Here is a 19739-nt window from a genome sequence, read left to right as displayed (position 1 = left end):
GGGTTCCTTTCTCAGAGCAGAGCCCAGGCTTCGGTGAGGACTCCGCGAAGGATGGATTCGATTTCGTCGAACTCCTTCTGGCCGCAGATGAGCGGCGGGGCGAGCTGGACCACGGGATCGCCGCGGTCGTCCGCCCGGCAGTACAGGCCTGCCTCGAACAGCGCCTTGGAGAGGAAGCCCCGGATCAGGCGCTCCGACTCGTCGGCGGTGAAGGTCTCCTTGGTGTTCTTGTCTTTCACGAGCTCGACGCCCCAGAAGAACCCGCTGCCCCGCACATCGCCGACGATGGGCAGGTCGTAGAGCCTCTCCAGGGTGGCGCGGAACGCGCCCTCGTTGCGGGTCACGTGACCCAGCAGGTCTTCGCGCTCGAACAAATCGAGGTTCGCCAGGGCCACGGCCGCCGACACGGGGTGTCCGCCGAACGTGTAGCCGTGGGCGAACATCTCAGTCCCCGACTTGAACGGCTCGAAGAGCCGGTCGGAGCAGATCATCGCTCCAAGTGGAGAATACCCGCTGGTCAGACCCTTCGCGGACGTGATGATGTCCGGTACGTAGTCAAATTTTTCCCCGGCGAACATGGTGCCGAGGCGGCCGTAGGCGCAGATGACCTCGTCGGAGACGAGCAGAACGTCGTACTCGTCGCAGATCTCGCGCAGTCGCTTGAAGTAGCCGGGCGGGGGCGGGAAACAACCGCCGGCGTTCTGGACCGGCTCGACGAAGACGGCGGCCACCGTGTCGGGGCCCTCCATCTCGATCGCGCGGGCGACCCGCTCGGCGGCCCAGATGCCGTACTGCTCGGGGGTCATGCCGGGCACGCCGGTGATCTCGTCGGCGCGGTAGTGGTTGGTGTTCGGCACCCGGACCGAACCCGGCACCAGCGGCTCGAACATCTGCTTGAACAGGGGGATGCCGGTGATCGACAGGGCGCCCTGCGGGGTGCCGTGGTAGGCGATCTGGCGGCTGATGACCTTGTGCTTGAGCGGCTTGCCGGTCAGCTTGAAGTACTGCTTGGCCAGCTTCCAGGCGGTCTCGACCGCCTCGCCGCCGCCTGTGGTGAAGAACACCCGGTTGAGGTCGCCGGGCGTGTGCTCGACCAGCCGGGCGGCCAGTTCCACCGCCTTGGGGTGGGCGTAGGACCACAGCGGGAAGAAGGCCAGTTCCTGGGCCTGCTTTGCGGCCGCCTCGGCGAGTTCGCTGCGGCCGTGACCGGCCTGCACCACGAAGAGGCCCGCGAGGCCGTCGAGGTAGCGCTTTCCGTTGACGTCGTAGATGTAGGCGCCCTCACCCCGCACGATCATGGGGACCTCGGCGTGTTCGTAGGCGCCGTGGCGGGTGAAGTGCATCCAGAGGTTGTCGTGAGCCGCTCTCTGCAGGTCTTCGGGGTGCGTCATCAATACTTCCCTTGGTGTCTGAGCTCCGCTGTCAGTGTGCATTGCCTGCCAGACATCTGCCAAGGGAAAACGTGGTTGCAAATTGAAAGAGCTTCGGATTCCTCGATATCCACGTGTAACGGCGACGAAATTCGTCGGTCGTCTAGACCGTGCCCGGTTTGTGGTTCGATGGGGCGCATGACTCCTGGTGACATCGAAGACGCCGTCGCCGCCGCCATGCCCCGCGCGGTGGAGGACCTCAAGGCGCTGGTCTCTATCCCGTCGGTCGCCTTCCCCGGGCATCCGGAGGAGGAGGTGCACCGCGCCGCCGCGGCCGTGGAGTCGCTGCTGCGCGACGCCGGTCTGCCGACCGTGCGGCAGATCCCGGTCGCGGGCAGCTTCCCCGCCGTCTACGCCGAGGCCCCGGCGCCTCCCGGCGCCCCCACCGTGCTCCTGTACGCCCATTACGACGTCCAGCCCCCCGGTGACCCCGCCCTGTGGGACACCCCGGCCTTCGAGCCCACCGAGATCGACGGCGCCGTGTACGGCCGGGGCGCCGCCGACGACAAGTCCGGCATCATCACCCACCTCGCCGCGCTGCGTGCCTTCGACGGCCGCTTCCCCGTGGGCGTGCGGGTAATCATCGAGGGCCAGGAGGAGTACGCCGGCGAGCGCCTGGAGCGGTTCGTCGAGGAGAACCCCGAGCTGGTCCGCGCCGACGCGATCATCGTGGCCGACTGCGGCAACCCCGCCGTCGGCGACCCCGCCGTGACCACCTCGCTGCGCGGCATGGCCGCCGTCACGGTCGAGGTGCGCACGCTCAGGGACGCCCTGCACAGCGGCTCGTTCGGCGGCCCGGCCCCCGACGCGTTGTCGGCGCTGATGCGCATGCTGGTCGCCCTCCACGACGACGACGGCGACGTGCGCGTGCCGGGCCTGACTCAGGGCGTCTTCGACGGCGACGCGGGCACCGACGAGGAGTTCCGCGCGGGCGCCGGGGTGCTCGACGGGGTCTCCCTGGTCGGCACCGGCTCGATCGCCGACCGCATCTGGGGCTCCTACGCGATCACGGTGACCGGCCTCGACGTGCCGACGGTCTCGGGTGCGGTCAACGCCATCCAGGCGGTCGCACGGGCCCGGGTGACCATTCGCATCCCAGCCCAGCACGACCCGAAGACGGCCCTGTCCGACGTGACTGCGTTCCTGGAGGCGCAGGCGCCGTGGGGCGCGCACGTCACGTTCTCCGACGTGTCGGTCGGCTCGGGCTTCCAGGCCCCGGCGGGCGGCCCGGCCCGCGCGGCCCTCGACCGTGCGATGACCAGGGCGTTCGGCCGGGAGCCGCGCGACGTCGGCCAGGGCGGCGGCATCCCGCTGGTGGCCACGCTCCAGCGGCAGTTCCCCGAGGCGGAGCTTCTGCTCTTCGGCGCGGAGGACGAGGGCGCCCGCATCCACGCCCCCAACGAGCGGGTCGTGATCGACGAGCTCCGCCGCGTCGCCACCGCCGAGGCGCTGTTCCTCCAGGAGTACGGCGCGTCCTAAAGAACTTTGGCGGGCCCCCGTTCGTCGGCATATATACCGACACATCCGTGGGAGGCCCGTGTGCGCCGTCGATCCCGCTACTCAGCCGCGGTGGTGGCCGCCATCGTGGCGGGTGCGGTCGTCGTGGTGGTCCGGACGGTCCATGCCGATCCCGAGTGCGCCCCGTCGACGGCCGGGTTGCGGATCGCGGCATCCAGCGAGAAGGCCGAGTTGTTACGCCAGATGGCGGCCGACTACGCGCGCAAGGGCTGCGGGAAGGTCACCGTGACGACGATGGCCTCCGGCGCGGCCCTCGACGCGCTGGCCGACGGCTGGAGCCGCGACGACGGGGCGCGGCCCGACGTGTGGAGCCCGGCGGCGTCCGGGTGGCTGACCCTGCTGCGGCAGCGGTCCCGCTCGGCGCCGATCCCGGCCGACGCCCCCTCGATCACGAAGACGCCGCTGGTCATCGCGATGCCCGAGCCGATGGCCGCGGCCCTCGGGTGGCCTGAGAAGGCCCTGGGCTGGAGCGACGTGCTGGAGCTGGCCTCCTCGGAAGAGGGGTGGGCGCGGCACGGGCACCCCGAGTGGGGGCCCTTCCGGCTCGGCAAGACGCACCCGGGCTTCTCCACCTCGGGGCTGAACGCGACGATCGGGGCCTACGTCGCGGCGACCGGGGTGTCGGGAGACCTGACCACCCGCGACGTCGCCTCGCCGAAGGTGCGGAAGTTCGTCCAGGGGGTGGAGCGGTCGATCGTCCACTACGGCGACACCACGCTCACGTTCCTGTCCAACCTCCAGCGGGCCGACGACGCGGGGGCGGCGATGTCCTACGTCTCCGCGGTCACCGTCGAGGAGAAGTCGGTCTGGGACTACAACGAGGGCAACCCGACGGGCGACCCGGCGACGCTCGGGCGGCACGACCGGCCCGAGGTGCCGCTCGTCGCCGTCCATCCCAAAGAGGGCACGTTGTTGTCCGACAACCCCTACGCCGTGCTGAAATGGGCCTCCCCCGCCAAGCGCAAGGTCGCCGCCGACTTCCTGGCCTATCTGCGGGCCCCCGCGCAGCAGCGGCGCTTCGCCGAGCACGGCTTCCGGGCCCTCGACGAGACCCTGCCGGTGAAGATCCTCCAGGTCCCGGCCCCGAAGGTGCTCGACGCGGTGCTGGCGAGCTGGGCCGAGCTGCGCAAGCCGGCCAACGTGCTGATGGTCATGGACGTGTCGGGGTCGATGGAGGCGTCCGCTTCCGGTACGGGGAAATCGAAGCTCGCCCTGGCGCAGGCGGCGGCCAAACGGGCCGTCGGCGACTTCGGCCCCCGCGACCGGGTCGGGTTGTGGTCGTTCTCGACCGGCCGGAAGGAGCTGGTCCCGATCGCCGCCGGCGCCCGCGACGACCTGCGGACGGCGATCGACCGGCTGCGCCCCCAGGGGGCCACGAGCCTGCACGACACGGCGCTGGCGGCGTACCGGCACGTACAGGAGCAGGCCGGAAGTGACACCATCGACGCCGTGGTGCTCCTCACCGACGGACGCAACGAGGTCCAGCAGACGATCACCCTCGACCGCCTCCTCGACGGCCTGCGCGGGCGGCACCCGGTGCGGGTCTTCACCATCGCCTACGGGGCGGACGCCGACCTGGAGACGTTGCAGGCCATCTCCGCCACGACGCGGGCGGCCTCCTACGACTCCCGCGACCCCGGCGTGATCGACCGGATCTTCACGGAGGTGATCGCCAATTTCTAGGTTCGCCAACCCGTGGGCGCTGCTGCCGGGCGCCGTCGCGGGCCTCGCCACCCTGGCCCTGCGCCTGCCGGTCGCGGCGGCCGTCGCCGTCGCCCTGGCGGGCTGGCTGATCGCCGCCTTCCTGGCCTCCCCCGAACCCGAAGAGCCCGCCGCGCCCGCCCCGGTGACCCCGGCCAGCGCCGAAGAGCGCGCCCTGGCCCGCGCCGAACGCGCCGCCGAAGCCTTCGGCGAGCTGAGCGAGTCGATGCGCGGCCGGTTGCTGGTCGGTCCGGTGGCCTCGATGCGCCCCCAGGTCGACGACACGGTCGCGATCCTGCGGCGGCTGGCCGCCCACACGTCGGTCACCACGGCGGCCCTCGGCCGTCTCGACCCCGACTTCCTGCGTCAGGAACGGCTGCGGCTGACCCACGCCCGCGAGTCGGCCCGCCCGGAGATCGCCGCCGAACTCGACCGCGCGATCTCGGCCCTGACGGCGCAGGAGGAGGTGCACACGCGGTTGTCGCAGACCCGGGAACGCCTGCTGGTCCGGCTGGAGTCGACGGTGATCGTCCTGGAGGGCCTGGTGGCCCAGGTGGTCGAACTGTCGGCTCTGGACGCGACCAGCGGCGCCGTCACTCCCCTGGCCCTCGACCAGCTGACGGCCGACCTGGAGCTCACCCGCCAGGGCCTCCACGAGCTTGACGACGAGACCCGCGACGACCTGACCTGACCCCGCCGTCAGGCGTGCTGCGGCTGCAGGAGAGCCGCCAGTTCCGCCGGGCCCGCGTTGCCGCCCGACACCACGATCGCGACCTTCGTGCCCGCGAACTCCGCGCGCCGGTTGAGCACCCCGGCGAGCGCCGCCGCGCCCGCGCCCTCGGCCAGGGTGTGGGCGTGGGTGAGCATGAGGCGCTGGGCGGCGCGGATCTCCTCGTCGGTGACCAGCAGGAAGTCGGTGAGCAGGTCGCGCATCACCCGCTGCGGGAGCGCGTAGGCCGAGCCGGTGGCCAGGCCGTCCACCCGCGTCTTCATCGGCCGCAGCACCATCTCGCCGAGCCGCCACGAGTCGTGCGCCGCCGGAGCGGCGGCCGACTGGACCCCGATCACCCGGCACCCCGGGGCCAGCGCCCGGGCCACCAGGCAGGCCGCCGCCGCGCCGGTCCCGCTGCCGACCGGGACCACGATCGCGTCGAGGTCGGGCCGCTGGAGCAGGATCTCCAGGTAGAGGGTGCCCACCCCGGCGATGATCTCGGGCTCGTCGGCGGGGCTGATCAGGCGGCGGCCGAGCCGGTCGGCCTCCGCGCGGGCCACGTCGGCGGCCTCGACCATCGTCGCCCCGCCGACGACGACCGTCGCGCCGAGCGCCTCGACGGCGGCGACCTTGGCCGGGTTGGGGTTCTCCGGCATCACGATCGCGCACGGCGTGCCGAACATGCGCGCGGCATAGGCGACCGACTGCGCGTGGTTGCCCGTCGAGTAGGCCACCACCCCGCGGTCGCGGTCGGTCATGGTGGCGAGCAGGGTGAGCCCGCCGCGCACCTTGAAGGCGCCGATCGGCTGGGTGTTCTCGTGTTTCACCCAGAGCTCCGCCCCGGCGGCCGCGTTCAGGACGGGGTAGCTCCACATCGGCGTCGGCGGGATGTGCCGGGCGAGCAACGAGGCGGCCTGGAGGATGTCACGCATGTCGGTCATGCCGCCCAGCGTGAACCCACCTGGATCGATAGGTCCAATAGGGATATCCGGTGAAATCCATAGACACCGTTGATTAATCCGGTATGGGTAGCATCGTTGAGATGCTGGACCCCGTCCGCCTGAGGGTACTCGTCGCCGTCGCCCGCACCGGCTCGCTGACCGCGGCCGCCAAGGAGCTGCACTACGCCCAGCCCTCCGTCAGCCACCACCTGGCCCGGCTCGAAGCCGAGACCGGCGCGAAGCTGCTGCAACGCGTCGGCCGAGGGGTCCGGCTGACCGACGCCGGGCAGCTGCTCGCCGAACGCGCCGCCGAGATCCTCGGGCGGCTCGACTCGGCCGCCGCCGAACTCGAGGCGCTCATCCAGCTCAGGGCCGGCCGGGTCAGGCTGGCCGCCTTCCCCTCCGCGCTCGGCACCTTCGTGCCCGAGGCCGGGGTCCGGCTCGCGGAGTCGTACCCGGGCGTGGAGTTGCACATCGCCGAGGCCGAGCCGCCCGAGGCGCTGGCCATGATCAGGGCCGGCGAGGCCGACGTCGCGGTGGTCTTCGGGTACGGATTGGGCGAGGACCCCGACGTCCGCACCCGCCACCTGTTCGACGACCCCGGCCACCTGGTCTACCTCGACGGCCCCGCGCTCAGGGACCACCGCGACGGCCAGTGGATCGCCGGCTGCGAACGCTGCCGCCGCCACCTGCTCGACGTGTGCGCGAAAGAGGGCTTCACCCCGAACATCACGTTCACCACCGACGACTACGTCGCCGTGCAGGCGATGGTCGCGGCCGGGCTCGGCGCGGCGCTGCTGCCGTCGCTGGCCCTGCGCGCCCACCGGAACCCGAAGGTCCGGACCGTCGAACTGCCCGGCTCGGTCAGGCACGTGTACGCCGCCACCTACGGAGCCCCGCCCGACCCCCCGGCCACCCAGGCGCTGCTGGAGGCGCTGGCAAAACCCTTGGCGTGATCAGCGGGTTCGTCCCTATCCTCGCGGCATGCCCGACCTGCCGACGCTCGCCGTCTTCTCCGTCGCCACCCTGGCGCTGCTGCTCGTGCCCGGCCCCGCCGTGGTCTACATCGTCACCCGCAGCGTCGCCCAGGGCCGCGCCGCCGGGATGGTCTCGGTGCTCGGCGTGCACGCCGGGTCGCTCGTCCACATCGCCGCCGCCGCGCTGGGCATCAGCGCGATCCTGGCCGCCTCGGCGACGGCGTTCACCATCGTGAAGTGCGCCGGCGCCGCCTACCTCGTCTACCTGGGCGTGCGCAAGCTCATGGACCGGAGTTCGGCCGAGGAGGCCGTGGTCGAGGCGACCCCGAAGACCCGCCTGTTCGGCGAGGGCTTCGTGGTGAACGTGCTCAACCCGAAGACCGCCATCTTCTTCCTGGCCTTCCTGCCGCAGTTCGCCGACCCGCACGCGGGCCCGCTGGCCCCGCAGATCGTGCTGCTCGGCCTGATCTGGGTGATCCTCGGCCTGGCCAGCGACGGCGCCTACGCCCTGGCCGCCTCCGCGTTGTCCGGACGCCTGAAGCGGTCGGCGGCCGCCCGGCGGCGGCTCGACGTCGGCAGCGGCGTCGTCTACATCGCGCTCGGCGGGGTGGCCGCGTTCGCCGGGGAGCCGTCGAAGTAGCCGTTTCTGTCGGTGCCCTCGGGCACGATGACGGCATGATTCACGCGGGCATCACCACCTCCCTCGACGGTTTCGTGGCCGGCCCGAACTGGGCCCCCGGGCGCGGTCTCGGCGACGGCGGCGAACGCCTCCACTACTGGGTGTTCGGCGGGCCGTGGACCTACGAGAACCCGTCGTCCGGCAGCGACCTGCATCCGGTCGACGCCCAGGTCATCGCCGAGATGAGCGAGGCGGGCGCGACCATCGTCGGCCGGGGCATGTTCGACGCGGGCGGTCAGTGGGGCGGCGAGAACCCGTTCGGCAGCCCGCTCTTCGTGCTCACCAACCGGATCACCGACGACCTGCCGAGCGGCTTCACCTACGTCACCGGCGCGGAAGAGGCGCTGAAGCGGGCCCGGGAGACGGCGGGCGAGCGCCCGATCGCGATCGGCGGCGGTCCCGACGTCATCCGGCAGTATCTCCGCATGGGCGTGGTCGACCGGCTCGCGATCACCATCGCCCCCGTCGTCCTCGGCGGCGGCACCGCCCTGTTCGACGGCACCATCCAGGCCGACCTCACCCTGGTCGACTGTCGGCACTCACCGCTGGCGACCCACCTGACCTACGACATCAAACGCTGACCTCAGACTCGGCGGCCGCCAGATGAACCATCGGCCGGCCGCTCAGCCGAACTGTTCGCGGGCCCAGCGGTAGTCGGCCTTGCCCGACGGCGAGCGCACCAGTTCGCCGACGAACGCGTACTGACGGGGCACCTTGTAGCCCGACAGGCGTTCGCGGCAGTGGGCGTCGAGGTCGGCCTCCGTGAGGTCCTTGGTGCGGGGTTCGACGACGGCGGCGACGCGGTGGCCCCAGCGGTCGTCGGGCAGGCCGGTCACCACCGCGTCGAAGACGCCGGGGTGGCCCTTCAGCACGGCCTCGACCTCTTCGGGGAAGACCTTCTCGCCGCCGGTGTTGATGCACTGCGAGCCGCGGCCGTATACGCGGATCGTGCCGTCCTCCTCCACGCGGGCGAGGTCGCCGGTGAGCAGCCACTTCACGCCGTCGGCGTCGGTCACGAAGGTCTCGGCGGTCTTCGCCGGGTCCTTGTAGTAGCCGTGCGCGATGCGCCCGGTCTTGGCCACCACGCCCATCTCGCCGGGGGCGACGGGGCGCAGCGCGCCGTCGAGCACGGCCATCGTCGCGTTCGGGTTGGGCTGGTATTTCAGGCCCGACTCCGGCGACGACCCGGCGACCGCCGAGGCGGTGTAGCCCGACTCGGTCGAGCCGAAACTGTCCATGATCATGACGTTCGGGAGCAGCGCCTGCAGGCGGTCGCGGACGGCCCCGGTCAGGATCGCGCCGGTCGAGCTGAGCACGAACAACGACGACAGGTCGTAGTCGCCGGTCTCCAGCGCGTCGGCCAGCGGGACCGCCATGGCGTCGCCGGTGATGGTGATCGACACCACCTTCTCGCGCCCGATGGCGCGCAGCACCGCGTCGGCCTCGAAGCGCGGCACGTAGACCATCGTCGCGCCCATCCAGAACGCGATGAAGGTGCCCATCTGGGCCGCGCCGTGCATCAGCGGGGCCGCCGCCATCATGGTGAGCGGCCCGGCGGCGCGGGCCTGCTCGACCACCCCTTCGGGCGTGGTGTGCGGCGGGCCGTAGGGGTTGCCGCCGCCGAAGGCCATGAACAGGTCCTCGTGCGTCCACAACACGCCCTTGGGCAGGCCCGTCGTCCCGCCGGTGTAGATGATGTAGACGTCCTGCCCGTCGCGGGGGCCGAAGTCGCGGTCGGCGGAGCCCTCGACCGCCCGGCTCCACGGCACCGCGTCGGCGATGGCCGAGTCGCCGACCGCGACCAGGTGCCGCATCCGGTCGGTGCGCGCGGCGGCGACCCGGTCGTCGAACTCGGCCGAATAGACCAGGGCGACGATGTCGGAGTCGTCGTACAGGTAGCGCAGTTCGGCCGCCACGTAGCGGTAGTTGACGTTCACCGGCACCGCGCGGATCTTCAGGATCGCCAGCAGCGCGATCACGTATTCGAGCCCGTTGTAGAGGTGGACGCCGACGTGCTGACCGGGGGCGACGGGCCCGGCGAGGTGGTGGGCCAGCCGGTTGGCGGCGGCGTCGAGTTCGGCGTAGGTGGCGCGGTCGTCGCCGCAGACCACGGCCGTGCGGTCGCCGATGGCGTCGGCCAGGCCCTCGAAGAGGTCGGCGTGGTGGAAGTGCATCGGGCTCATGGCTTCTCCGCTCCGACGATCCACATGGCGAAGAACTGCGCGCCTCCGCCGTACGCGTGCCCGAGGGCCTTCCTGGCCCCCTCGACCTGGTGGTCGCCCGCCATGCCCCGGACCTGGAGCGCGGCCTCGGCGAACCGGATGAGCCCCGAGGCGCCGATCGGGTTGCTCGACAACACCCCGCCGGAGGCGTTCCACGGGATGTCGCCGTCGAGGGCGGTGGCCCCCGCCTCGGTGAGCTTCCAGCCCTCGTTCACGCCGCAGAAGCCGAGGTTCTCCAGCCACATGGGCTCGTACCAGCTGAACGGCACGTAGACCTCGGCCACGTCGAGGTCGCGGCGGGGGTCGGTCACGCCGGCCTGGCGGTACACGTCGGCGGCGCAGTCGATGCCGGCCTGCGGGCTGACGGTGTCGCGCCCGGCGCGGAAGATCGGCTCGGAGCGCATCGCGCCGCCGTGCACCCACGCCGGGGTCCCGGTCACCGCCCGCTCCGACGACAACACGACCGCGCACGCGCCGTCGGACGACGGGCAGGTCTCCAGGTAGCGGATCGGCTCCCACAACATGGGCGTCGACTCGACCATGGCCCGGTCGATGCCGGGGATCCTCAGGTGCGCGTAGGGGTTCTTCAGCGCGTTCAGCCGGTCCTTGACCGCGACCAGCGTGCCGATGTGGTCGGGCGCGCCCGACCGCCGCATGTACTCGCGGATGTGCGGGGCGAAGTAGCCGCCCGCCCCCACGACCAGCGACGACGTGAACGGCAGATGGGTGGTCAGCGCCCACGTGGCGTTCGACTCGCTCTGTTTCTCGTACGCCACCACCAGCACCCGGTCGTGCACGCCGCCCTGCACGAGCGAGGCCCCGACGAGCGCCGTGGAGCCGCCGACGCTCCCGGCGGTGTGCACCCGCATCATGGGCTTCCCGGCCGCGCCGAGCGCGTCGGCGAGATACGCCTCCGGCATCATGACCCCCTCGAAGAGGTCGGGGGCCTTGCCGACGACCACCGCGTCGATGTCGGCGAAGGTGAGCCCGGCGTCCTCCAGGGCGCGCAGCGCCGCCTCCCTGACCAGGCCCGCCATGGAGACGTCCCGGCGCCGGGTCGTGTAGTGGGTCTGGCCGACCCCGATGACCGCGCAACGATTGCCCATCACGACTCCCGGGACAGGACGGCGACGAGGTTGTGCTGGAGGCAGGGCCCGCTGGTGGCGTGGGCGACGGCGCGGGCGGCGGTGCCGTCCATGACCCGGCTCGCGGCCTCGCCGATCCGGATCAGGCCGGTCGCCATCACGGGGTTGGCGGCCAGCGGCCCGCCGGAGGGGTTGATCAGGGTCCCGGCCGGGAGGCCGAGCGCCTCGGCGAGCACGATCTCCTCGTGGGCGAACTGGACGTGCAGTTCGGCGACGTCGACAGGGCCCTTGCCGACCCCCGCCGCCGTTGCGGCAGCGGCGGCGGAGGCCGACCGGGTGAGGTCCCTCATGCCCGGATAGTGGGGATCTATGCGATGCGCGATGCCCGTGATGTGCGCGAGGTTCGTGCGTTCCTGGAGGAGATCACCCGCGACCAGCACGATCGCCGCCGCTCCGTCCGTGATCGGGGCCGTTTCCACGGGTTCGGGAAGCTTGAGCGCGTAGGGGTTGGTCTGAGCGGACTCCCAGCTGCGCCGCGCGATGGCCGGGAAGTCTCCGCGCACCGCGCTCCGCTGCAGGCCCGCGTAGGAGAGCTGGTCGAGGCCCAGCGGGGCCAGGTAGTAGGGGTCGAGCTGGAGGGTCATGATCTCGCGCAGGTCGCCCATCGACGACTTGCCGAAGCCGTAGACCAGGGCCGAGTCGACGTCGCCGTGTTGTAATCGCACCCACGCCTCGTAGAGGGCGAAGGCGGCGTCCATCTCGACGTGGCTCTCCTGGATGGGCGGCCACGCGCCGAGAGCGTCGAGGGCCGACACGAACGAGAACGGCGCACCGGCCAGGTAGTCGCAGCTGCCCGAGCAGGTGAAGCCGAACTCGGTGAGGCCCGACTGTTCGCGTACCGCCCGGATGACCGGGAGGATCAGCTCTGGCTCCGACAGCCCGGAGTCGTGGCCGGTGTGCGTGGTCTGCGCGAACGCCGCGACGGCGACCGGTCTCATCACGCCTCCCGTTCCGGCGCGAACCACTTCACGGTCCCGCCCTCGAACACGGCCCGCACCCGCATCCCCTCGGCGACCTGGGCGGCCGGGATTTCCGACAGCAGCGCGATGATCGGGGTGTCGGCCCCGTCGAGCAGGATGTACGCCGACACGAACGGCACCTGCGGCGCGCGCGGGTCGGGCAGGTTGTTGATCGCGAACGTGGTGACCGTGCCCGACGGCCCGACCTCCAGCTCCTCCTCGATGACCGACCCGCACTGGGGGCAGGAGAGCCGGTAGGGCACGTAGACGCTCTCGCACGCCGGGCAGCGGCCCGCGAGGAAGACGTCCCGGCGCAGCGCGTCGAGGTAGCGGGCCAGGGCCGCGCCCGGGGTCACCGTGTACTCGGTGCGCACGTTCGCCACGATGGTGGTCACCTCGGGCACGAAGCACTCGAGGTCGGTGATCGAGCCGACGCGGTCGGGCCGCCAGCGCGGCCAGACCCGCAACCCGGTCCGCATCGCCTTCACCGGGGCGTCGACCGCGTGGACCAGCGAGGTGTCCGCGCCGTCGAGCCGGATGAGCGCCCAGGCGAACGGCCGGTCGAGCGGGTGGTTCTTGCGCGGTTCCTCGACCCAGGTCCACTCGTGCACGGTCCCGGCGGGCCCGACCTCGACGAAGTCCGGAAGGGTCGGCTCGCCGGTCGCCGGGTCGTACTCCAGGGGCGGCACCAGCACCGTGCGGGCCGCCGTGCGCACCCCGACGATCCGGCCGGCGCGCAGTTCGGTGAGGAACCGGCCGATGACCGGCCCGGTCGACCGGGTGTAGCCGCCCGGGAACTCCAATACGTGGTTGGGTTCAGATGGCACTGTCCCGGCCCTCCCAGTAAGGCGCGCGGAGTTTGCGTTTCAGCAGCTTGCCGTTGGGTTCGCGGGGCATCTCGGCGATGAAGTCGATGGTCTTGGGCCACTTCATCGTCGACAACCGCCCCCGCAGCGAGTCGAGCAGCTCGGCGGCCAGCTCGGGGCCGGGGATCACCCCTTCCGCCGGTTCCACGACGGCCTTGATCTGCTCGCCCCAGTCGTCGTCGGGGATGCCGAACACCGCGACGTCGGCGACCTTCGGATGGACGAGCAGCTCGTTCTCGATCTCGGCCGGGTAGATGTTCGCCCCGCCCGAGATGATCAGGTCGGCCTTGCGGTCGCACAGGAACAGGAAGCCGTCGCCGTCGAGGTAGCCGATGTCGCCGACGGTGAAGAAGTCGCGCAGCCGGTTGGCCCGCGTCTTCTCGGGGTCGCCCTTGTACTCGAACGCGGCGGCGCCCATCTTCATGTAGATCGTCCCGGGGGTGCCCTGCCCGACGGGGTTCATCTCGTCATCGACGATGAGCAGTTCGCTGATCGGCCACGCCTTGCCGACCGTGCCGGGGTGCTTCTTCCAGTCCTCCGGGGTCGCGAGGGTGCCGCCGCCCTCGGTGGCGGCGTAGTACTCGTAGACGACGTCGCCCCACCAGTCGAGCATCGCCGACTTGACCGGCACCGGGCAGGGCGCGGCGGCGTGGATCATCCAGCGCAGCGACGACAGGTCGTAGCGGCCCCGGACCTCCTCCGGTAGCGACAACAACCGTTTGAAGTGCGTCGGGACCAGGTGGGAGTTGGTGATCCGATAGCGCTCACACAGCCGCAGCGTCTCCTCGGCCTCCCATTTGTCCATCAGCACGAGCGTGTGGCCCATGTGCAGCGCGCTGCCGCCGAACTGGGTGACGGCGGTGTGGTAGGCGGGCGCGGTGACCAGGTGGGCGTTGGGCTGCCCGGGGGTGATGCCGAACAGCCGCAACAACGAGGTCATCAGCTCGGCCATGTCGTCGGGGTCCAGGCCGCTCAGCCCGCGCCTGACCCCCTTCGGGCGGCCGGTCGTGCCGGACGTGTAGTGCATCGTCGCCCCGGCGGTCCGGTCGGCCGGCGTCTCGGCGGAGCCCGACGGGATCGGCGAGAAACCCTCGATCTCCCCGAACGCGAAGCACCGCTCCGGGCCGAGCCCGGCCCGGCCGCGAACCCCTTCGGCGGCGAACCGCTCGTCCACGAAGTAGGCCCTGGCCTCGCTGTCCTCGACGATGTACGCGATCTCCGGCCCCGTCAGGTGCCAGTTGACCGGCGTGTAGTACCACCCGGCCTGCAGCGCCGCCAGGTAGAGCACCAGCCCGTCGGCCCCGTTGGGCACCAGCCCGCAGATCCCGTCGCCGGGCCGCAGGCCGAGGTCGCGCAGTCCGTGCACCAGCCGGTTCGAGCGGGCCAGCAGGTCACCGGCCGTGTGCTCGGTGCCGTCGGGATCGACGGCGGCGATCCAGGTGGGGTCGGCCTGCGCGAGCCGCCAGAATCCGAGTGAACCCATGAGCGCTCCTTCCAACCAAGCGCTTGATCTCTGGAAGTCGGCGTCGGACAGTACGTACGTGGAACGCCTGCCGATCAGCACCCCGCACTGCCGCGTCGACCGCGACGGCCACGTCGTGATCGTGACCATGGACCGCCAGGAGGCGCGCAACGCCCTCTCCACCGACATGCTCGTCGGGCTGGCGGAGGCCTGGACGTACATATCCGAACAAGAAGACGTCAGGGTCGGCATCCTGACCGGCGCGGGCGGCACGTTCTGCGCCGGCGCCGACCTGAAGGCCATGGCCAGCCCGAGCGACGACGAACGCGTGCGCGCCAGGGCCGCCGAGATCCCCAACTACCACTGGCGCGGCCTGCTCCGCGAGGCCATGCCGACCAAGCCGATCATCTGCGCCGTCGAGGGCTACGCCGTCGCGGGCGGCACCGAACTGCTGGTCGGCACCGACCTGCGGGTGGTCGCCGAGAGCGCGACGCTGGGCCTGTTCGAGGCCAAGCGGGCGCTGTTCCCGATGGGTGGCAGCGCGATCAGGCTGGCCCGCCAGATCCCCTACGCCTTCGCGATGGACCTGCTGCTCACCGGCCGTCCGGTCGGCGCGCACGAGGCGCAGCGCATGGGCCTGGTCAACCAGGTCGTGCCCGACGGCCAGGCGCTCGAGAAGGCCCGCGAGCTGGCCGACGACGTGGCCGCCAGCGGGCCCCTCGCGGTGCGGGCGATCCTGCGCGCCTACCGCGACACGATCGGCGTGCCGGAGGAGGAGGCGCTGAAGATCTCCGACGCCCTCGGCTGGCCCGTCATCGGCAGCGAGGACGCCAAGGAGGGGGCCCGTGCGTTCCGGGACAAGCGGCCCGCCCGGTTCACCGGTCACTGATGGCCCGCAGCCGGTCCATGGCCTCGATGTAGCCCTCGACGAGGTCGAAGACCACCTGCCTGGCCGGTTTGACGTCGTTCATCGTGCCGATGATCTGACCGGCCGGGAAGGTGGCCAGCTCCTTGGCGTCCGACCGGCCGATGCGCCGCAGCGCGTCGCTGACCAGCATGAACTGGAGCGGCATCGGCAGCGTGCCGGGCGAGTCGGCGGCCTCCCAGGCGTCGGTCCACTCGTTCTTGAGCAGCCGGGCGGGCTTGCCCGTCCACGACCGCGACCTGACCGTGTCGCGCGAGGTGGCCGCGAGGATCTTGTCGCGGGCCGCCACCGGGGTGTCGGCCTCCTCGACGGTCAGCCAGATCGAGCCCGTCCAGACCCCCTCGGCCCCGAGAGCGAGCCCGGCGGCGACCTGCCGCCCGTCGCCGATGCCCCCGGCGGCCAGCACCGGCACGTCGACCGCGTCGACGACCTGCGGGATCAGCACCATCGTGGAGATCTCGCCGGTGTGCCCGCCGGCCTCGGTGCCCTGGGCGACGACGACGTCGACGCCGACCTCGACCTGTTTGATCGCGTGCCGTGGGGTGGACGCCAGCGCGGCGACCTTCACGCCCTTGGCGTGGGCCATCTCGACCACGTCGGCGGGGGGCGGCCCGAGGGCGTTGGCGAGCAGCGCTATCGGGTGCCGCAGGGCGACCTCGACCTGGGGGCGGGCGGTGGCGTCGGTCCAGCCGAGCAGCACCCGCCCGGCCGCGCCGTCCGACTCGGCCACGCCGTGGCGGGTCAGCAGGTCGTCGACGAACTTCCGGTGACCGTCCGGGATCATGCCCTGGAGCCGCCCGACGAGCTCCTCGGGCGCGAACTCCGCGCCCTCGTAGGAGGCGGGCATGACGACGTCGACGCCGTAGGGCTTGCCGTCGACGTGCTCGTCGATCCAGGCGAGCTCGGTCTCCAGCTCGTCGGGGGTGAAGTAGAGGGCGCCGAGGACGCCCATGCCCCCGGCCCGGCTGACCGCGGCGACCACGTCGCGGCAGTGACTGAACGCGAAGATCGGGAACTCAAGGCCGAACATGTCGGCCGCGCGGGTCCGCATGTCCCGACGCTACAACTGAACTGCAACCTGTTCCAGGTCTTGAATCAGGCCCGGAACAGGTTTAGGTAACAGGTTCTTACTTACCCGGCTCCGGGTCGCGGGGCAGCCCCAGCATGCGCTCGGCGATGATGTTGAGCTGCACCTCGGTGGTGCCGCCGTAGATCGTCATGGCCCGGGTGGCCAGGATCGCCCGGTTCCAGTAGCCGGCGTCGCCGAGCTTCCAGTCTGCCGCCGTCACGGCGGCAGGGCCGATCAGATTCACCGCGCATTCGGAGACGTGCTGCGCGTGCGAGGTCGACAGCAGCTTGCGCACCGACGCGTCGGCGCCCGGCTCGGTCCCGGCGAGCTGCTTCAGGGTGACCCGCAACGACAACGCGTTGATCGAGTGGCCCTCGCAGACGACCCCGGCGAGCTCCTGCCGCTCGACCGGCGTCAGCTCCCGGCCGAGCCGCCCGGCCAGCCCGAGCAGGTCGGGCACCGACGAGCCGGTCCCGCCCGAACCCGACGACAACGACACCCGCTCGTTCGACAACGTGTTGCGGGCCACCTTCCAGCCCTGGTCGACCGCGCCGACCACCAGCTCGTCGGGCACGAACACGTCGTCGAAGAAGACCTCGTTGAACAGGTTCTCGCCGGTCATCTCGGTCAGCGGCCGGACCGTGACCCCCTCGGCCTTCATGTCGACGATGAAGTAGGTGATCCCGTCGTGCTTGGAGCCCTCGCTGGACGTGCGGGCGATGCAGATGCCCCACTCGGCGACGTGCGCCACGCTGGTCCAGATCTTCTGCCCGTTGAGCCGCCAGCCGCCCTCGACCCGCTCGGCCTTCATCTGGACGTTGGCCAGGTCGGAGCCCGCCCCGGGCTCGGAGAACAACTGGCACCAGACGAGCTCCCCGCTGAGGGTGCGCGGGAGGAAGCGCTGCTGCTGCTCCTCGGTGCCGTACACGGCGATCGAGGGCACCACCCACGCGCCGATGATCATCTGCGGCAGCTTCAGCCCGGCCGCCTTGATCTCCTGCTGGATCAGCACCTGCTCCAGCGGCGGCGCGTCGCGCCCCCACGGCGCCGGCATGTGGGGCATCACGAACCCGGCCGAGGCCAGCGCCCGCTTCTGCTCGGCCCCCTCCAGCGGGGCGATCTCCGCGAGTTCGCCGCGGATGCGCTCACGCAGCGGCTCGGCGTCTTCGGGCAGGTCGAGCCGCATCTCCCGGCTCACCCCGGCCAGGCTCAGCGCGGCGACCCGCTCCTTCCAGTCGGCCGACGAGCCCGTCAGGGCCCGGATCGTGAGGGCGCGGCGGAAGTAGAGGTGGGCGTCGTGCTCGAAGGTGTAGCCGATGCCACCGAAGGTCTGGATGGCGTCCTTGGCGCACTGCACGGCCGCGTCGGGCGCGACCACCCCGGCGATGGCCGCCGCGTAGTCGCGCTCGTCGCCGGTGGCGCGGGTGGCGTCCCAGACGGTCGCGCGGGCCTGCTCCAGCACGACCAGCATGCGCGAGAGCTTGTGCTTGATGCCCTGGAACTGGCCGATCGGACGGCCGAACTGCACCCGGACCTTCGCGTAGTCGGCGGCGGCGGCCACACACCAGGCGGCCACCCCGATGGCGTCGGCGCCCAGCAGCACGGCGGCCAGGTGGCGCACGGTCTCGGCGGTCAGGCCGTCGAGCACCCGCGCCTCGGCGTCGGACAGTTCGACCCGCGCCACGCCCCGGGTGAGGTCGAGCGCCGGGATCGGGGTCACCGTGGCGGCCGACGCCTCGACGACCACCCACCTGTCGCCGACGGGGAGCACCAGGACGTCGGCCTCGGCCGCGCCGAGCACCTGTTCGGCCACCCCGGAGATCCGCCCCTCGCCGGTCAGGTTCGCGTCGAGGGCGAGCGCGCCGGTCAGCGAGCCGTCGGCCAGGCCCGCCAGCAGATCGCCGAACGCCTTGTCGTCGGAGGCGTGGATCGCGGCACCGGCCAGCACGGTCGGCACGTAGGGGCCGGGCGCGAGCCTCTCGGCCAGGGCCTCCACCGCCACGGCGGCCTCCAGCAGGCCGTAGCCGGAACCCCCGGCTTCTTCGGGCAGGTGCAGGCCGAGCAGCCCTTGCTCAGCCAGGCCGGACCAGAACGGGGGCCGGCCGGCCGACTCGGCCCGGACGACCTGCGGCGTGACGTGACGCCGCGCCCAGCCCGCCACCGATTCGCGCAGCGCTTCGTGCTCTTCGCTCAGCCCGATCGCCATCTGACCCCTCCACACTCGGCAATGTGGACAGAATCATATTCTAGAAGAAGCTTCGAGGCTACCGGGGGCGAAGCGTCTCAAGCAGCACGTTCAGGTCTTTGCGCAGCTCTTTCCGCGAATCGGGCACCGAGGCGAAGAGCATCGCGGGCTTGCCCCTGGTCTTCACGAGCGCCACGACCGCCTCGGCGGTACGGCGTTTGCCGCCGGTCTCCCAGGCCACCCGGTAGCCGAGCACCCAGCCGACGCCCTGGCGGGTGCGCTGCGAGGCGGTCCACTGGAACGTCGCCTCGTCGGGCTGGTAGCGGGTGACCGTCCAGCGGACCGCCTTGGCGGCCAGGGCGCGCCACTGGGCGGCCGTCTTCGGGGTGCCGGGGTTGGCGCCCGGGATCGGCGCCGAGGCGATGATGGCCTGGCCGGCCCGCTGGCGGAACTGGAAGGGGTCGGGCTCGACCTGCTCCCAGGGGGCGGCGAAGGCGGCGTACACGATGCCCGAACGCCGGTCGTCGACGAGGCCCGCGGTGGGCGTGCCCGCGCCCGCGTAGGCGGCGAGCACCTTGCCCGCCGGGGGCGCGGGCAGCGAGAGCGGGGTGCGGGTGGGCGCGGGGGCCGCAGGGGCGGTCGCCGAGTCGGCGGCGGGCAGCACCGTCACCTCGCGGACCGGCTCGTCGGCCGAGAACGCGGAGAAGGCGAAGACCACGGCGGCGACCGTGACCAGCGCGGCGAAGACCGTCCACAGGACCCGCGCCCGGTTGCCGCCGGGGGGCGGCGGAGCGGGCGCGGGAGCGGGGGCCTGCTCGGCCTCGGCGGGAGGGCGATAGACCGGGATCGGGGTGGTTGGCGCGTCGTAGGAGCGTGCCGACGGCCGGGCAGGGGTGCCGAGTTCGTCCGCCATGACGGCAGATTACGTCAGAATTCATGATCGAAGCC

General features: G+C 71.8%; 17 protein-coding genes. 7 read left to right on the top strand and 10 right to left on the bottom strand.

Annotated elements, in window-relative coordinates; genetic code table 11:
- Positions 1 to 11: 11 nt before the first annotated feature.
- The gene (locus tag AW271_RS10820) at positions 12 to 1391 is read right to left on the bottom strand and encodes an aspartate aminotransferase family protein (RefSeq protein ID WP_062335491.1); all 1380 of its coding nucleotides are present in this window, start codon (positions 1389 to 1391) and stop codon (positions 12 to 14) included.
- A 177-nt stretch (positions 1392 to 1568) separates the two neighbouring features.
- Here AW271_RS10820 and AW271_RS10815 point away from each other — a divergent pair, with 177 nt between their 5' ends.
- The 3 genes from AW271_RS10815 to AW271_RS10805 all read left to right on the top strand — a co-directional run bounded on the left by AW271_RS10815 (position 1569) and on the right by AW271_RS10805 (position 5340).
- Positions 1569 to 2909 carry a M20/M25/M40 family metallo-hydrolase gene (locus AW271_RS10815; RefSeq protein WP_062336395.1) on the top strand — a complete coding sequence of 447 codons (1341 nt, stop codon included), beginning with the start codon at positions 1569 to 1571 and terminating at the stop codon, positions 2907 to 2909.
- A gap of 60 nt (positions 2910 to 2969) precedes the next feature.
- On the top strand, positions 2970 to 4631 hold the full coding sequence (locus AW271_RS10810) for a substrate-binding and vWA domain-containing protein (protein ID WP_218008026.1): 1662 nt from the start codon (positions 2970 to 2972) through the stop codon (positions 4629 to 4631).
- A 163-nt stretch (positions 4632 to 4794) separates the two neighbouring features.
- Positions 4795 to 5340, top strand: a complete 546-nt coding sequence (locus AW271_RS10805; protein ID WP_062335489.1) for a hypothetical protein — start codon at positions 4795 to 4797, stop codon at positions 5338 to 5340.
- 8 nt (positions 5341 to 5348) lie between these two features.
- On the opposite strand, the gene AW271_RS10800 is transcribed toward AW271_RS10805, so the two are convergent.
- The gene (locus tag AW271_RS10800) at positions 5349 to 6302 is read right to left on the bottom strand and encodes a threonine ammonia-lyase (RefSeq protein ID WP_062335487.1); all 954 of its coding nucleotides are present in this window, start codon (positions 6300 to 6302) and stop codon (positions 5349 to 5351) included.
- A gap of 101 nt (positions 6303 to 6403) precedes the next feature.
- Between AW271_RS10800 and AW271_RS10795 the strand changes: the two genes are divergently transcribed.
- Genes AW271_RS10795 through AW271_RS10785 form a run of 3 tightly spaced genes read left to right on the top strand, consistent with a single transcriptional unit; the run spans position 6404 to position 8539 of the window.
- A complete protein-coding gene (locus tag AW271_RS10795; RefSeq protein WP_062336391.1) occupies positions 6404 to 7258 on the top strand; it encodes a LysR family transcriptional regulator in 855 nt (284 codons plus the stop codon).
- A gap of 28 nt (positions 7259 to 7286) precedes the next feature.
- Positions 7287 to 7919, top strand: coding sequence for a LysE family translocator (locus AW271_RS10790; RefSeq protein ID WP_062335485.1), 633 nt, complete (start codon positions 7287 to 7289; stop codon positions 7917 to 7919).
- A gap of 35 nt (positions 7920 to 7954) precedes the next feature.
- Positions 7955 to 8539: a dihydrofolate reductase family protein gene (locus tag AW271_RS10785; RefSeq protein WP_062335483.1), complete on the top strand. Its 585-nt coding sequence runs from the start codon at positions 7955 to 7957 to the stop codon at positions 8537 to 8539.
- A 42-nt stretch (positions 8540 to 8581) separates the two neighbouring features.
- Here the strand turns inward: AW271_RS10785 and AW271_RS10780 are convergent, their stop codons facing one another.
- The 5 genes from AW271_RS10780 to AW271_RS10760 are packed head-to-tail and all read right to left on the bottom strand — an operon-like array spanning position 8582 to position 14633.
- The gene (locus AW271_RS10780; RefSeq protein ID WP_062336389.1) at positions 8582 to 10132 is read right to left on the bottom strand and encodes an acyl-CoA synthetase; all 1551 of its coding nucleotides are present in this window, start codon (positions 10130 to 10132) and stop codon (positions 8582 to 8584) included.
- A 5-nt stretch (positions 10133 to 10137) separates the two neighbouring features.
- The gene (locus tag AW271_RS10775; protein ID WP_062335481.1) at positions 10138 to 11286 is read right to left on the bottom strand and encodes a thiolase family protein; all 1149 of its coding nucleotides are present in this window, start codon (positions 11284 to 11286) and stop codon (positions 10138 to 10140) included.
- Entirely contained in the window at positions 11286 to 12263 is a 978-nt protein-coding gene (locus AW271_RS10770; protein WP_062335480.1) for a thiolase family protein, read from the bottom strand. Before AW271_RS10770 ends, AW271_RS10775 begins: the two co-directional genes overlap by 1 nt.
- Entirely contained in the window at positions 12263 to 13111 is an 849-nt protein-coding gene (locus AW271_RS10765) for a Zn-ribbon domain-containing OB-fold protein (protein WP_062335478.1), read from the bottom strand. Before AW271_RS10765 ends, AW271_RS10770 begins: the two co-directional genes overlap by 1 nt.
- Positions 13101 to 14633, bottom strand: coding sequence for an acyl-CoA synthetase (locus tag AW271_RS10760; protein ID WP_062335476.1), 1533 nt, complete (start codon positions 14631 to 14633; stop codon positions 13101 to 13103). The genes AW271_RS10765 and AW271_RS10760 overlap by 11 nt, the downstream gene beginning before the upstream one ends.
- 58 nt (positions 14634 to 14691) lie before the next feature.
- Between AW271_RS10760 and AW271_RS10755 the strand changes: the two genes are divergently transcribed.
- Positions 14692 to 15501: a crotonase/enoyl-CoA hydratase family protein gene (locus tag AW271_RS10755; RefSeq protein ID WP_245653024.1), complete on the top strand. Its 810-nt coding sequence runs from the start codon at positions 14692 to 14694 to the stop codon at positions 15499 to 15501.
- Here AW271_RS10755 and AW271_RS10750 read toward each other — a convergent pair.
- The 3 genes from AW271_RS10750 to AW271_RS10740 all read right to left on the bottom strand — a co-directional run bounded on the left by AW271_RS10750 (position 15488) and on the right by AW271_RS10740 (position 19704).
- Positions 15488 to 16588 carry an NAD(P)H-dependent flavin oxidoreductase gene (locus AW271_RS10750; protein WP_062335472.1) on the bottom strand — a complete coding sequence of 367 codons (1101 nt, stop codon included), beginning with the start codon at positions 16586 to 16588 and terminating at the stop codon, positions 15488 to 15490. The two genes, AW271_RS10755 and AW271_RS10750, sit on opposite strands and share 14 nt — an antisense overlap.
- A 76-nt stretch (positions 16589 to 16664) precedes the next feature.
- The gene (locus tag AW271_RS10745) at positions 16665 to 18812 is read right to left on the bottom strand and encodes an acyl-CoA dehydrogenase family protein (RefSeq protein ID WP_062335470.1); all 2148 of its coding nucleotides are present in this window, start codon (positions 18810 to 18812) and stop codon (positions 16665 to 16667) included.
- A gap of 58 nt (positions 18813 to 18870) precedes the next feature.
- Positions 18871 to 19704: a hypothetical protein gene (locus AW271_RS10740; RefSeq protein ID WP_062335468.1), complete on the bottom strand. Its 834-nt coding sequence runs from the start codon at positions 19702 to 19704 to the stop codon at positions 18871 to 18873.
- Positions 19705 to 19739: the final 35 nt, after the last annotated feature.

It is taken from the genome of Herbidospora sakaeratensis (assembly GCF_001570525.1).
In the GTDB taxonomy this organism is placed as follows: Bacteria; Actinomycetota; Actinomycetes; order Streptosporangiales; family Streptosporangiaceae; genus Herbidospora; species Herbidospora sakaeratensis.
The sequence above is the reverse complement of the archived record's forward strand: the minus strand, read 5'-3'. Positions and strand labels throughout refer to the sequence as shown.